Annotated in this window: 18 protein-coding genes; 9 read left to right on the top strand and 9 right to left on the bottom strand. The window is 61.7% G+C overall.

Annotation, left to right across the window (positions count from 1 at the left end; translation table 11 throughout):
• The first annotated feature begins 20 nt into the window (after positions 1 to 20).
• The gene (locus AC1DUY_RS06515) at positions 21 to 1,124 is read left to right on the top strand and encodes an NAD(P)/FAD-dependent oxidoreductase (protein ID WP_478113123.1); all 1,104 of its coding nucleotides are present in this window, start codon (positions 21 to 23) and stop codon (positions 1,122 to 1,124) included.
• A gap of 168 nt (positions 1,125 to 1,292) precedes the next feature.
• Here AC1DUY_RS06515 and AC1DUY_RS06520 read toward each other — a convergent pair whose 3' ends face one another.
• Positions 1,293 to 1,478: a YdcH family protein gene (locus AC1DUY_RS06520; RefSeq protein ID WP_068728781.1), complete on the bottom strand. Its 186-nt coding sequence runs from the start codon at positions 1,476 to 1,478 to the stop codon at positions 1,293 to 1,295.
• Positions 1,479 to 1,727: 249 nt separating this feature from the next.
• Between AC1DUY_RS06520 and AC1DUY_RS06525 the strand changes: the two genes are divergently transcribed.
• Positions 1,728 to 1,934 (top strand): YdcH family protein, encoded by a 207-nt coding sequence (locus tag AC1DUY_RS06525; RefSeq protein ID WP_068728782.1) that lies wholly within the window; start codon positions 1,728 to 1,730, stop codon positions 1,932 to 1,934.
• Between the two features lie 423 nt (positions 1,935 to 2,357).
• Positions 2,358 to 2,609, top strand: coding sequence for a hypothetical protein (locus AC1DUY_RS06530; RefSeq protein WP_478113125.1), 252 nt, complete (start codon positions 2,358 to 2,360; stop codon positions 2,607 to 2,609).
• A gap of 26 nt (positions 2,610 to 2,635) precedes the next feature.
• Here the strand turns inward: AC1DUY_RS06530 and AC1DUY_RS06535 are convergent, their stop codons facing one another.
• Entirely contained in the window at positions 2,636 to 3,004 is a 369-nt protein-coding gene (locus AC1DUY_RS06535) for a hypothetical protein (RefSeq protein WP_478113127.1), read from the bottom strand.
• Here AC1DUY_RS06535 and AC1DUY_RS06540 point away from each other — a divergent pair.
• Genes AC1DUY_RS06540 through AC1DUY_RS06550 form a run of 3 tightly spaced genes read left to right on the top strand, consistent with a single transcriptional unit; the run spans position 3,003 to position 4,761 of the window.
• Positions 3,003 to 3,182: a hypothetical protein gene (locus AC1DUY_RS06540; RefSeq protein ID WP_478113129.1), complete on the top strand. Its 180-nt coding sequence runs from the start codon at positions 3,003 to 3,005 to the stop codon at positions 3,180 to 3,182. The two genes, AC1DUY_RS06535 and AC1DUY_RS06540, sit on opposite strands and share 2 nt — an antisense overlap.
• Positions 3,179 to 3,667, top strand: a complete 489-nt coding sequence (gene purE, locus AC1DUY_RS06545) for a 5-(carboxyamino)imidazole ribonucleotide mutase (protein WP_068728790.1) — start codon at positions 3,179 to 3,181, stop codon at positions 3,665 to 3,667. Before AC1DUY_RS06540 ends, purE begins: the two co-directional genes overlap by 4 nt.
• A gap of 8 nt (positions 3,668 to 3,675) precedes the next feature.
• Positions 3,676 to 4,761 carry a 5-(carboxyamino)imidazole ribonucleotide synthase gene (locus AC1DUY_RS06550; RefSeq protein WP_439059855.1) on the top strand — a complete coding sequence of 362 codons (1,086 nt, stop codon included), beginning with the start codon at positions 3,676 to 3,678 and terminating at the stop codon, positions 4,759 to 4,761.
• Between the two features lie 26 nt (positions 4,762 to 4,787).
• On the opposite strand, the gene aqpZ is transcribed toward AC1DUY_RS06550, so the two are convergent.
• Positions 4,788 to 5,510 carry an aquaporin Z gene (aqpZ, locus tag AC1DUY_RS06555; RefSeq protein ID WP_093757126.1) on the bottom strand — a complete coding sequence of 241 codons (723 nt, stop codon included), beginning with the start codon at positions 5,508 to 5,510 and terminating at the stop codon, positions 4,788 to 4,790.
• A gap of 283 nt (positions 5,511 to 5,793) precedes the next feature.
• Here aqpZ and rpsU point away from each other — a divergent pair, with 283 nt between their 5' ends.
• A complete protein-coding gene (gene rpsU / locus AC1DUY_RS06560; protein WP_089265892.1) occupies positions 5,794 to 6,096 on the top strand; it encodes a 30S ribosomal protein S21 in 303 nt (100 codons plus the stop codon).
• Between the two features lie 170 nt (positions 6,097 to 6,266).
• Positions 6,267 to 6,926, top strand: coding sequence for a tetratricopeptide repeat protein (locus tag AC1DUY_RS06565; protein ID WP_478113133.1), 660 nt, complete (start codon positions 6,267 to 6,269; stop codon positions 6,924 to 6,926).
• An 85-nt stretch (positions 6,927 to 7,011) separates the two neighbouring features.
• On the opposite strand, the gene AC1DUY_RS06570 is transcribed toward AC1DUY_RS06565, so the two are convergent.
• From AC1DUY_RS06570 to AC1DUY_RS06580, 3 genes are all read right to left on the bottom strand, one after another.
• Complete coding sequence (locus AC1DUY_RS06570; RefSeq protein ID WP_478113135.1) at positions 7,012 to 7,848, bottom strand: hypothetical protein; 837 nt, start codon at positions 7,846 to 7,848, stop codon at positions 7,012 to 7,014.
• A gap of 166 nt (positions 7,849 to 8,014) precedes the next feature.
• Positions 8,015 to 8,302, bottom strand: a complete 288-nt coding sequence (locus AC1DUY_RS06575; RefSeq protein WP_068730343.1) for a cupin domain-containing protein — start codon at positions 8,300 to 8,302, stop codon at positions 8,015 to 8,017.
• A gap of 20 nt (positions 8,303 to 8,322) precedes the next feature.
• The gene (locus AC1DUY_RS06580) at positions 8,323 to 9,423 is read right to left on the bottom strand and encodes a calcium:cation antiporter (protein WP_320445496.1); all 1,101 of its coding nucleotides are present in this window, start codon (positions 9,421 to 9,423) and stop codon (positions 8,323 to 8,325) included.
• A 172-nt stretch (positions 9,424 to 9,595) separates the two neighbouring features.
• On the opposite strand from AC1DUY_RS06580, the gene AC1DUY_RS06585 reads away from it, so the two are divergent.
• On the top strand, positions 9,596 to 9,988 hold the full coding sequence (locus AC1DUY_RS06585; RefSeq protein WP_089265890.1) for a VOC family protein: 393 nt from the start codon (positions 9,596 to 9,598) through the stop codon (positions 9,986 to 9,988).
• Positions 9,989 to 10,052: 64 nt separating this feature from the next.
• Here the strand turns inward: AC1DUY_RS06585 and AC1DUY_RS06590 are convergent, their stop codons facing one another.
• From AC1DUY_RS06590 to AC1DUY_RS06600, 3 genes are read right to left on the bottom strand one after another with little or no spacing between them, the layout of a single operon-like run.
• Positions 10,053 to 11,456, bottom strand: a complete 1,404-nt coding sequence (locus AC1DUY_RS06590; RefSeq protein WP_439065030.1) for an NAD(P)(+) transhydrogenase (Re/Si-specific) subunit beta — start codon at positions 11,454 to 11,456, stop codon at positions 10,053 to 10,055.
• 10 nt (positions 11,457 to 11,466) lie between these two features.
• Positions 11,467 to 11,781, bottom strand: coding sequence for a proton-translocating transhydrogenase family protein (locus AC1DUY_RS06595; RefSeq protein WP_089265888.1), 315 nt, complete (start codon positions 11,779 to 11,781; stop codon positions 11,467 to 11,469).
• Positions 11,782 to 11,792: 11 nt separating this feature from the next.
• Positions 11,793 to 12,923 (bottom strand): Re/Si-specific NAD(P)(+) transhydrogenase subunit alpha, encoded by a 1,131-nt coding sequence (locus AC1DUY_RS06600; protein WP_120287134.1) that lies wholly within the window; start codon positions 12,921 to 12,923, stop codon positions 11,793 to 11,795.
• Between the last annotated feature and the right edge of the window lie 21 nt (positions 12,924 to 12,944).

The raw sequence follows: 12,944 nt of genomic DNA on the forward strand, positions 1-12,944 counted from the left end.
AGCAAACTATCGGACGCGACATGGACAAGGTTGAGTGCGTGGTGGTGGGCGCCGGCGTTGTGGGTCTTGCGATCGCCCGGCGACTGGCGGAAGCGGGACGCGAGGTCATCGTGCTGGAGGCCGCGGACGCGATCGGTACCGTGACCTCGTCGCGCAACAGCGAGGTCATCCATGCCGGCATCTATTATTCGGCCGGAAGCCTGATGGCACGGCTCTGCGTCGCTGGAAAACAGGCGCTCTATGATTATTGCCGCGATCGCGGCATCCCACATCGCAACTCCGGGAAACTGATCGTCGCCACACGTCGGGAGGAGATAGCCAAACTGGCGTCGATCAAAGCGCATGCCGAAGCCAATGGCGTCGCTGACCTCAAGCAATTATCCGGGACAGAGGCACGGGCGCTGGAGCCGGCACTGGCTTGCGAAGCCGCGCTGTTGTCCCCCTCCACGGGGATCGTCGACAGCCACAGCTACATGTTGTCGCTGCGCGGTGAAGCGGAAGCCGCGGGCGCGGCCTTCGCATTCCTCGCGCCCCTGGAACGTGGCCGGGTCACCGCCGACGGTTTCGAACTGGATGTCGGCGGCGAAGCTCCGATGACACTAGCCTGCGACATGCTGATCAATTCAGCAGGCCTGTCCGCAACCGCGATCGCTCGCATGCTCGACGGCATGCCGCTCGACCTGATACCGCCCGCTTATCTGGCGAAGGGCTGCTACTTCAGCTGCAATGCGAAAGCACCGTTCTCGCGGCTGATCTATCCCGTGCCGGAACCGGGCGGCCTCGGCGTGCATCTCACGCTCGATCTGGCCGGCCAGGCGCGTTTCGGCCCTGACGTCGAGTGGGTGGATCATATCGACTACACGGTCGATCCGGCACGCGGAGAGAGGTTCTATCCGGCCATCAGGCGCTACTGGCCGAGTCTGCCGGACGGCGCATTGATGCCAAGCTACTCCGGAATGCGGCCGAAGATCGTGCCGCCCGCAGTCGCGGTGCAGGATTTCATGATCCAGGGTGCCCAGACCCATGGCGTGCCGGGCCTTATCAACCTGTTCGGCATCGAGTCACCGGGGCTGACATCATCGCTGGCCATCGCGGACTACGTGGCTGAGATGGCGGGACATTGAACGCGAAAGGTTGCAGGCGAAGCGATCCAGGCCAACCGAATACTGGAGCTTCGTCGCAAACCTATCGCGGGATGAGGGGAAGACGTCATCGCACCTACGCGAAAGCAGTGACGTAGACGACGATGTCGATGCTGTGATTTATCGTTCGCTGATCAGTGCAGCCGTTGATCAGTGCACCGTTTCGCTGGCCCCGTTTTTGAGACGCTGGATTTCGTCCCTGACCATCAGTTTTCGACGCTTGAGTTCGACGATGCGGAGATCGTCGGTAGACAGGTGCACGAGCGCTTCGTGCAATTCGCTTTCGAGAACTTTGTGCTTGCGTTCCAGTTCGACGAGATGCGCCTGTAGTGCCATTCGAAAACTCCTCGGTAGGATTGAACCTCAGGATACGTTCGGTTGGACGATGAATTCTACATGACAGTGGACATCTGTCGATGGGTATTGAAAAGTGTATTTTGAGTTTCAGGTATCGTGTGAAACGAATCGTGACCTGATCGCGCCGCAAAAACATGGAACCGGACGGCTTGCGTGGTGCGCCTGCACCGGCGATAGTCATCCTAGAAATTCCTCGCAAATGACTTGCGAATCCAGTCAGCTAGAAACATGAACGACGACGAAGATCGCGAACTCCCGTTAGAACTCGCCCGATTGCAGCAGGAACATCGCGACCTCGACGCCGCTATCGATGCCTTGCAGCATTCACCGGCACCCGATCTTTTGCGACTGCAACGGTTGAAGAAGAGGAAGCTTCAACTGAAAGACCGGATCTCCTTTATCGAAGACCAGATCACCCCGGATATTATTGCCTGAGACAACGCGTCGCGCTGTGGCTGTTGGTTGAAGAACGGCCAAGGCTGCGAACTCAACGCGTGACGATCGATGGATCGGCTTTCTTTGCGTCACGGTGACTGCGGTAGGCTGGGCGTTGAGCTGGCCCATCATCAAAACCTTGCTTCGCGACGGCCGCCGCTCTTTTCGCGCGGCATCGTAGGCACGACAGCCAGACTTAATTCTGGCCAGCATCGCATTGTGGCGCGGTGAACTGCTGGGCTCCGCGAATTGATCGCCATGGCGCTCGCGCTGGCCGACGTGACGCTCGCACTGCGCAAGCCAGCTATTGCGGCCTAACAGGAGCGAAATGGGGCGACTGCAAACGAGGCGCTGTCGAAACTTGACAATAAGAACAAAATAAGAACATTCTTGTGCCGAGATCAATCGACTCGTGAGGGCACCATGGCCGATATCACCTATTATGTCGCACTGCCCTTCCTGCACGACGACTCTGGTTCGCCGGCCGCCGGTGCCGCCGAGGAATGTCAGAGCGCATCCGGCGCCATCCGCCGCGCCGAACTATTGTCCCGTGCGCCAGGTTCAATCGGCGCATTGGCCTTCAGCCGTACCGGCGATGCGATGATCGGCGAGTTCGGCGACGCCCAGGTGATCCGCGCCTTTGGCGAAGTGCCAAGCGACCTCAGCGCGTTGTGAAGGCGCCAACGCCGGCGATCGGCTAACTACACTTTCACACGTCGCGCGGTCTTGCGCACATACATCGCCCTGTCGGCCTGAACCAACGCGGCTTCGCCATCGGCATCAGGACTCAGCAGTGCGACGCCTGCAGAGGCGCCAGCCGACACGTTGATGTCGCGGAAAACGAAAGTGAGCTGGTTGATCGCCACGGCGCGGGTCAGCTCGCGGGCAAATCCACGGCGGTTGAGAATGTCGAGCAGGAAATCGGTTTCCGCCGAAGCGCGCAATTCGGCAATCTTCGCCTCCGCCTGTGTGAGTTGCGCTTCCAGCCGCCGAATCGTGAGCGCTGCCGCCGACGCGCGGCTTTTCGGCAGCGACACCAACGCCTTGGAACCCCGAACTGCCGGCTTCATGGAACGTTTGACCGACTTTGCAGCAGGCGTTCGGGTTTTCTTTTGCACGGGATTTGTTACAAGGCTTGCCAGTCTTCACCAAGACGAGATCATGTTTGCCACGCTCCTTGCCACGCAAGGGGACGACATTGTATTTCCAGCCTATCTTTCTGGATTCGCGAAAGAAAATACGGAATGACCGCGCCCGTCGCCATTATTATGGGAAGCCAGTCGGACTGGGAAACCATGCGCCACGCCGCCGAAACGCTGACCGCGCTCGGCGTATCCCATGAGGCGCGCATCGTCTCGGCCCACCGTACGCCGGACCGGCTGGTCGCATTCGCCAAGGGCGCCAAGGCGGCGGGCTTCCAGATCATCATCGCCGGTGCCGGCGGCGCTGCGCATTTGCCCGGCATGGCCGCGGCGCTGACGGAACTCCCGGTATTCGGCGTGCCCGTGGAATCCAAGGCGCTATCCGGCGTCGACTCGCTTTATTCGATCGTACAGATGCCGGGCGGCGTGCCCGTCGGCACGCTGGCCATCGGCAAGCCCGGCGCGATCAATGCGGCACTGCTCGCAGCGAGCGTGCTGGCGCTGCACGATACGGCACTGGCGACAAAGCTCGCCGCCTGGCGCAAGGCGCAGACCGATGCCGTGGCTGAAAAGCCGGAAGGTGCGGCGTGAGCGCTGTGGTGACGAAGGTTCTCAAGCCGGGCGATACGATCGGCATTCTCGGTGGCGGCCAGCTCGGTCGCATGTTGGCGATGTCCGCAGCGCGCCTCGGCCTCCGCTGTCAGGTTTTTTCACCGGATCCGGATTCGCCGGCTTTCGATGTCGTGCAGAACGCGACATGCGCTGAATATGCGGATGTCGAGGCGCTCGAACTGTTCGCCAGTGATTGCGACGTCATCACCTACGAATTCGAGAACGTGCCGGCCGCCACCGCGATGATCCTCGACGCGCGGCGCCCGGTTCTGCCCGCACAGACAATCCTGCAGACCACGCAGGATCGTCTGGCCGAGAAGGATTTTGTAACGTCACTGGGTATCGGCACAGCCGGTTACGCAGGCGTTGCGAACGCTGGCGAGCTCCATGCAGCGGTCAAGAAGATCGGTCTGCCAGCTGTCATCAAGACGCGTCGCTTCGGTTATGACGGCAAGGGCCAGGCAATCATCCGCGAGGGTGACGATCTCGATCAGGTCTGGAAGGATCTCGGCACCAATTCCGCGATCCTTGAAGCCTTCGTGCCGTTCGAACGCGAGGTTTCGGTCATCGCTGCACGCGGCGCCGACGGTCACGTCGAATGTTTCGACGTCACCGAAAACGAGCACCGCGATCACATCCTGAAATTCTCCTATGCGCCCGCACGCATCTCCGACACGCTTGCCGCAAAGGCGCGTGAGATCGCCGAGAAGATCGGCACTGCGCTGGGTTATGTCGGCGTCTTTGCCGTCGAACTGTTTGTCGTGCCCGGTAAGGACAGCGCGACGCTTGTCGTGAACGAAATTGCGCCGCGCGTGCATAATTCCGGCCACTGGACGCTCGATGGCGCCTCGGTGTCGCAATTCGAACAGCACATCCGCGCCATCGCCGGCTGGCCGCTCGCCAAACCCGTCCGCCACGGCCAGGTCACCATGATCAACCTGATCGGCGACGATATTCTCGACTACGGCAAGTGGCTCACCGTCCCCGGCGCCACCGTGCATCTCTATGGCAAGGGCGCACCGAAGCCCGGCCGCAAGATGGGCCACGTGGTTGAAGTGAAGCCGGCGACGTAACGGCGCCGGCTTCACCTCCTCATTCGTCAGGCGGTCGCCTTGCCTTCCACCACGCCAGTGGGCTCGTCACTCAGCCAGCGATAGATCGCGCCGCCGAGAACACCGCCAACCAGCGGTGCCACCCAGAACAGCCACAACTGTTGCAGTGCCCAGCCGCCGACAAACAATGCCGGCCCGGTGCTGCGCGCCGGATTCACCGACGTGTTGGTGACTGGAATGCTGACGAGGTGGATCATCACCAGCGCAAGCCCGATTGCCAGCGGCGCGAAGCCCGCAGGCGCCTTGCCGTGTGTGGAGCCCATGATGATGAACAGGAACATCATGGTCATCACCACCTCCATGATGAAGCCCGCCACCATGCTGTATTTGCCGGGCGAATGATCGCCGTAGCCGTTCGACGCAAAGCCCTTGGCAAGGTCGAAACCGGCAGCGCCGCTGGCGATGACATACAACACGGCCGCACCTGCAACCGCACCGACGACCTGCGCAATCACATAAGGGAGAATCTGGCCGGCGGGAAAACGTCCACCTGCCGCAAGGCCCACGGTGACCGCAGGATTGAGATGGCAGCCCGAAACGTGGCCGATGGCATAGGCCATGGTCACGACGCTGAGGCCGAAGGCCAACGAGACGCCGACGAGACCGATACCGACCTGCGGAAATGCTGCCGCGATTACGGCACTGCCGCAGCCTGCAAATGTGAGCCAAAAGGTGCCGATCAGCTCGGCCGCGTATTTTTTCCCATTCATGATGCTCTCCGGTCGTAATCGGCGTCCCGGCTGAGTCGCCGCGGGAATTATGCGTCCGTGCTCCAATACCTGTCGAGACAGGGAACCTGCCCTATCCCCACCCGGGAAAATTCGGAAAAAATACGTTATTTTCCCGGCCCAGAAGGTTAAAATGACGGCGCCGCAAGGTGGACATTCGCCATTTCATCTGGTACATCGGCGCCCTTGAGGTTAAGGGCATGGCCTTTGTCGGCCCTTCACTTTACCGAAATTCAAATCCGATCAATTGAAAAGAGGATGCCGCGTGCAGGTTCTCGTTCGCGATAATAACGTCGATCAGGCTCTCAAGGCGCTGAAGAAGAAGATGCAGCGCGAGGGTATTTTCCGCGAGATGAAGCTCCGCGGTCACTACGAGAAGCCCTCTGAGAAGAAGGCTCGCGAGAAGGCTGAGGCTGTGCGTCGCGCACGCAAGCTGGCTCGCAAGAAGCTGCAGCGCGAAGGCCTGCTGCCGATGAAGCCGAAGCCGGTGTTCGGCGCGGGTCCTGGCGCCGATCGTGGCGGCCGTCCCGGCGCTGGCGGCGCAGGCGCTCCGCGTCCGGCGCGCTAAGCACACTTCATCCACCGAGTTTGATAACGCGGGCCAAAGCCCGCGTTATTTTTTTGCGCAGTTGCTTTTTGCCCGAACTACTTCCTTGGCGCGCTGGTCTTGATCGGGTGCATTTTGCCCGATGTCGCGCTACCAATAGGTCATTGGTCGCTGCGTGAGATTGGCCCTGCATGGAATGTCCCGTCCGCAAGTCCCCGTCCCGCTTCGGCGCCCGCCGCCTTACCGCGATTGCCCTTATCGTTACGGGTCTGTGCGGCACCGGATGCTCGTTCAACCTGTCGTCACTAACACCAGGGTCTGACAAGGACGAACCGAAGACCACGGCTCTGGCGCCCCCGCCGCCCGCGAATTCCGGCAAGACCAATCCGCAGGATGCACAGATCCACGCTGCGCGCGCGCAGGCGCTCGCACAATCCGGCAAACCCGATGACGCGCTGCTGGCCTTCAATCAGGCACTCGACCTCGATCCGCACAGTGCGCAGACCTTCTACCAACGCGGGCTGCTCTATCAGTCCGAGAAGAAATATGAATTTGCCATCGCGGATTTTACGTCGGCCAACGGCCTGACGCCGCAGCAGGCCGATCCCCTGCTCGGCCGCGCGCAATGCTATCTCGCCCTCGGCAAAAACCAGGAAGCCGCAGCGGATCTCGACGAGGCTTCGCAGGTAGCACCGGGCAATGCGCAGGTCTGGCTGACCCGCGGCGCGACCTATGAGAAGCTTGGCGACAGGGCCAAGGCCGCAGACTCCTACAGCCGCGCGGTCGCGCTGCGCCCGAAGGACGATGCCGCGCGGAACGGCCTAGCCCGCACGGGTGGACGCGCGGGCTAGCTAAAGCTGGCAGGAGTCAGGCTGATACCAATACGACGTCGCCCTGCATGCGTGAGAGCGGCGCGCGGAAAATCCACCGTTTCCCTTACCGCTCGAACGGGCGCGGGATCACCGAATTGAACACCGACTTTGCCGCAGACAGCACATCTTCGGCCACGTTGGTGCGCTCAGATCGCGGTGTGCCAGCAGCATCCGCTTGCAGATCCATCGGCTGCGGCGTCGGGATGTCACCGGGCGGACGAATGCGACGTACTTCGGGGCGTTCGGCCTGCGAGGGCATGGGATCGAGCTTCTCGACGCTTGGCGTCGCCACCACGATTGGCGGCGGCAGCTGCTGCATCGACGGAGGGGAAACAGTCCGCGCGGCTTCCTGCACCCGCGGCGCCTCCGGAGCGCGCGGGGTCTCAGCCGTACGGGCAGCTTCCTGGGGTCGCGGCTCGCTGCGGTTCAGGCGCTCGATGGCAGCACGGGCGAGATCGTTGGCGTCGCGGCGTTCATCGGCACTGGCATTTGCCGCCGGCGCGGTGCCCACGGTGGCAAGGACGGACGCAGGCGCCGCTGGAGCCGGCGCGGGCTTGGCCGCTGCCTTCTCGCGCAATGCCGGCTGATGGCGGCGCGGCTCGGGTGTCGTGGCCGCCTCGGGCTTTTCGATGCTGGCCTTCTCGACCACCGGCTTGTCGCCGGCCTTGGCCGGGGCCGATTCGGGCAGATTGGCGAGGTCGGCAGAATTCTCGGCGGGCTTGGCTGTCGCTGCCTTGGTGTCAGGTTTCTGCTCCGCAGGCGTCGATGCGACAGCCGCAGCGGGGCGATCCGGGCTCGCCTTCGGGATGATGTAGTGATTGACGATATAGGCACCCACGATCGTCGCCAGAATCGACGGCAAGATATCGATGGTGAACTTCGAGAGATACTTGTGCAGCATGAACCGACCTCTTCCCCAAGCTGCTTCATGCTGGGAATTTGAGGCTGATTCAGGGATCAATCGCGACGGATCGAAGGCAAAGTTCCAATCCGTCGCATTGAATTGTTTCAGGTCGTCCTCAGCAGGCTAAACACGATGAATCGGCAGCCGCTGGAGGCAGACAAGGTTAAGCTTTCTTAACCTCGACCTCGAGAAACACGATTTCCTTGTCGGTTTCATTCAGAACGTCATGCTCGACGCCTGCCTTGCGGAAATAGGATTTGCCGGTCGTGATCGGCGCCTGCGAACGGGTGCCGTCCGGCGCAACGATGGTCATCACGCTCGTGGTGATCGGAACGATCACATAGTCCATCCCATGGGTGTGGTGACCAGTCGCCGCGCCAGGCGCGAGTCGCCATTCGGTGACGCGAACTTCGGGCGTGTCCTGCTGAACGTCGGACTGGGCAGCGAGCATCGTCTCATTCTCCAAAGTGGTCACGGCACAAACACCATGAAGATGAATACCGCAAACACCACCAAGTGAACCAGCCCGAACAGGATGTTTGTGCGTCCGGTGCCAAAGGTCAGCATGCTCAGCACGAACGTCATCACCAGCAGCACCATCTTCTGCGCACTGAGACCGAGCACCAGTTCCTTGTTCAACGCATAGGCTGCCACCGCAACCGCAGGTATCGTCAGTCCGATGGTGGCGAGCGATGAACCGAGTGCGAGGTTGATGCTCTTCTGCAGATCGTTGCCACGCGCGGCAGAAATGGCGGCGACGCTTTCCGGCAGCAAGATCAGCAGCGCCACGAGGATACCGGCAAAGGCTTCCGGCGCGCCGATCCGTTCAATGCCGGCATCCACCACCAGCGAGAATTTCTTCGCCAGCAGCACCACCGCCAGCAACGAGACCAGCAGCAAAACGGCGCTGACGGCAAGAAGACGGTTGGAAACATGCCCGCCTGCGGCACCTTCGCCACTTCCGTCTGCAACGAAGTAATCCTGATGTCGGATGGTCTGTGTGTAGAGAAACACCGCATAGAGCATGATGGTGGCGACGCTGACAAAAGCGAGCTGTGCGTTCGAGTAGAACGGTCCCGGAGTGGTCAGGGTGTAATTCGGCAGGATCAGCGTGATCGTCGCCATTACAATCAGTACGCTGAGATAAATATTCGACCCCGTGACCTGAAAATCCTGCTCTCGGTAACGCAACCCTCCGACGAGGATGCAGATGCCAACCAACCCGTTGCAAACGATCATCACCACCGCGAAGACAGTATCGCGCGCCAGCGTCGGGACGGCCTTGTCACCCAGCATGATGGAGGCGATCAGTGCCACCTCGATGATAGTCACGGCCAGTGTCAGCAACAGCGTGCCGAACGGTTCGCCGATCTTGTGTGCGATGACTTCGGCATGATGCACGGCGGCGAACACCGTGCCGAACAGGATGACCAGCAGAACAACCGCGAACACAATGCCAGCAGTCGTCTCCGTGAATCCGATCCCGAGCGAAGGAATTGACGTCGCGATAAAAAGCAGAACGGCCAACGTGGGGAAAATCCAGGACGATCTGGGCATGGGATGTGCTGACATCAAGCAAGTGTCCTGATTGAAAACGGGTTCGGCAGCAAGCGACACGCCGCTATTGCAGACCCACAAAACCGATTGCGCGGCGGGATCATGCCGTCTCGCCAAACTGCATATGATGCGTATAGTTGCGTATCACCTGAAGGTGAGTTTGCAAGAAACCGGGAGAGGAAGCGAGATGTTTTCACATGTCATGATCGGCACCAACGACCTCGAAGCCGCGAAGTCGTTTTATGACAAGCTGCTCGGCACGCTGGGCGTCCCGCCCGGCGCCGTCGATCGCCACCGGGTTTTCTGGCGGACCAAGACCGGTACTTTCTCGGTGTCGAAGCCGATCAATGGCGAGCCTGCTTGCGCTGCCAATGGCGGCACCATCGGCTTTCTCGCCAAATCGCAGGAAGAAGCCGATGCCTGGCACGCCGCCGGTATCGCCAATGGCGCCACCACCTGCGAAGAACCGCCGGGCATCCGCGAAGGTGGCGTGAAGCTTTATCTGGCCTATCTGCGCGACCCCGACGGCAACAAGCTGTGCGCGCTGTATCGCTTGCCAAAGGAAGACGCTGCGAGCTGACCTTTCAAACAAAAAACGCCCGGCTAGTAGCCGGGCGTTTTGATGAAGGTCATCAGGGTGGGACTTACATCGCCTTGACGATGTTCTCCGTCACCTTCTTCGCGTCGCCGAGCAGCATCATGGTGTTGTCGCGATAGAACAGCGGGTTGTCGATGCCGGCATAGCCGGACGCCAGCGAGCGCTTGATGAACATCACGGTGCCGGCCTTCCACACCTGCAGCACCGGCATGCCGTAGATCGGCGAGGTCTTGTCGTCTTCCGCCGCCGGATTGGTGACGTCGTTGGCGCCGATCACGAAGGCGATGTCAGCCTGCGCGAATTCCGAATTGATGTCCTCGAGTTCGAACACCTCATCATAAGGCACATTGGCTTCCGCCAGCAGCACGTTCATGTGGCCCGGCATACGGCCGGCCACCGGGTGAATGGCGTATTTCACCTCGACGCCTTCCTTCTTCAGCGTGTCGGCCATTTCGCGCAGCGCATGCTGGGCCTGCGCCACCGCCATGCCATAGCCGGGCACGATGATGACCTTCTGCGCGTTCTTCATGATGAAGGCCGCGTCGTCCGCCGAGCCGAGCTTGGCCGGCTTCTGTTCGCCCGAGCCACCACCGGCCGCCGCGGTCTCGCCGCCGAAGCCGCCGAGGATGACCGAGATGAAGGAACGGTTCATCGCGTGGCACATGATGTAGGACAGGATCGCGCCCGACGAGCCGACCAGCGCGCCGGTGATGATCAGCGCCGAATTGCCCAGCGTGAAACCGATGCCGGCAGCTGCCCAGCCGGAATAGGAGTTCAGCATCGAGATCACGACCGGCATGTCAGCGCCGCCGATCGGGATGATCAGCAGCGCGCCGAGCACCAGCGCAATGACGGTGATGAGCCAGAAGTCGACCGCACTGCCCGAACGGACCAGACCGAAGATGAAGAACACCAGCGCCAGGGCGAGCGCGATATTGATGATGTGACGCGCCGGCAGGATGATCGGCGAGCCGCTCATGCGGCCGGAGAGCTTGGCGAACGCAATCACCGAGCCGGTGAAGGTCAGCGCGCCGATGGCGACGCCGAGCGACATTTCGACGAGGCTGGCGCCGACGATCTTCTTGGTCACCGGATCGAGAATGCCGAAGGCTTCCGGCGCATAGAACGCGCCGGCGGCAACCAGCACAGCGGCCATGCCGACCAGCGAGTGGAAGGCCGCGACCAGTTCGGGCATCGAGGTCATCGGCACGCGCTTGGCGATGACCGCGCCGATGCCGCCACCGATGGCGATACCGAGGATCACCAGGACCCAGCCGAGCGCATCGGCCGGCGGATGCGCGGCCAGCGTGGTGCCCACGGCGATGACCATGCCGGCCATACCGAGGAAATTGCCCTGGCGGCTGGACGCCGGGCTGGACAGCCCGCGCAGCGACAGGATGAAGAGGATGCCCGCGACGAGATAGAGCAGTGCGGCGAGATTGGCGTTCATCGGGCTGCCCTTACTTCTTTTTCTTCTGGTACATCGCAAGCATGCGCTGCGTGACCAGGAAGCCGCCGAAAATATTGACGCATGCAAAAATCAGCGCGACGAAGCCGAAGCCGCGCGCCAAGGCGCCGCCACTGCCGACCATATTGACGCCGACCGCGAGCAGCGCGCCGACCACGATCACCGAGGAGATCGCGTTGGTCACCGACATCAGCGGCGTATGCAGCGCGGGCGTCACCGACCACACCACGAAATACCCGACAAACACGGCGAGCACGAAGATCGAGAGCTGAAAGACGAACGGGCTGACCAGCGAGGCATGATCCATGGCAGCGCTCCTTAAGCGGTCTTCGGCTGAAAGTTCGGATGAATGACGGCGCCGTCCTTGGTCAAGGCTGTTGCCTTGACCAGTTCGTCGTCCCAGTTCACCGCGAGCGCCTTGGTCTCTTTGTTGACCAACGTTTCGATGAACGAGAACAGATTGCGCGCATAGAGGCTCGACGCCGAGGCGGCGACGCGGCCGGCGACATTGGTATAACCAACGATCTTGATGCCGTTGACGTCAGCGACTTCGCCGGGCTTGGCGCCTTCAACATTGCCGCCGCGTTCGACGGCGAGATCGACCAGCACCGAACCGGGCTTCATGGACGCCACCATCTCGGCGGTGACCAGACGCGGCGCAGGCCGGCCCGGGATCAGCGCGGTGGTGATGATGATGTCCTGCTTCTTGATGTGCTCGGCGGTGAGCGCGGCCTGCTTGGCCTGATATTCCTTGGACATTTCCTTGGCGTAACCGCCGGCAGTCTGCGCGTTCTTGAACTCGTCGTCTTCCACGGCCAGGAATTTCGCGCCGAGGCTCTCGACCTGCTCTTTGGTGGCCGGACGCACATCCGTCGCGGTGACCACCGCGCCCAAGCGGCGCGCGGTCGCGATCGCCTGCAGGCCGGCAACGCCGACGCCCATCACGAACACCTTGGCGGCCGGAATGGTGCCGGCGGCTGTCATCATCATCGGGAAAGCGCGGCCGAAGCTTTCGGCGGCCTCGATGACGGCGCGGTAGCCGGCGAGATTGGCCTGGCTCGACAGCACGTCCATCACCTGCGCACGGGTGATGCGCGGCATCAGCTCCATCGCGAAGGCCGACACGCCGGCATCCGCCATCGCCTTCAGCGCCGCGTCGTTGCCATAGGGGTCCATGATCGCGATCACCAGCGCACCGCGCTTGTAACCGGCTAGTTCGGACACCTCAGGACGCTTCACCTTGATGACGATGTCGGCGTCCTTCACCGCATCGGCGCTGATGGTGGCGCCCACGGCCGTGTATTCCGAATCCGGTAGGCCGGACTTGATGCCGGCGCCAGGCTCAATCGCCACATCGACGCCGAGCGCCTTGAACTTCTTCACCGTGTCGGGCGAGATCGCCACGCGCGGTTCGGACGGATCGATTTCCTTGGCAACGGCAATCTTCATGGGGCCTCCGGCGGCGCAAGG

Source organism: Tardiphaga sp. P4_G1, assembly GCF_056401215.1.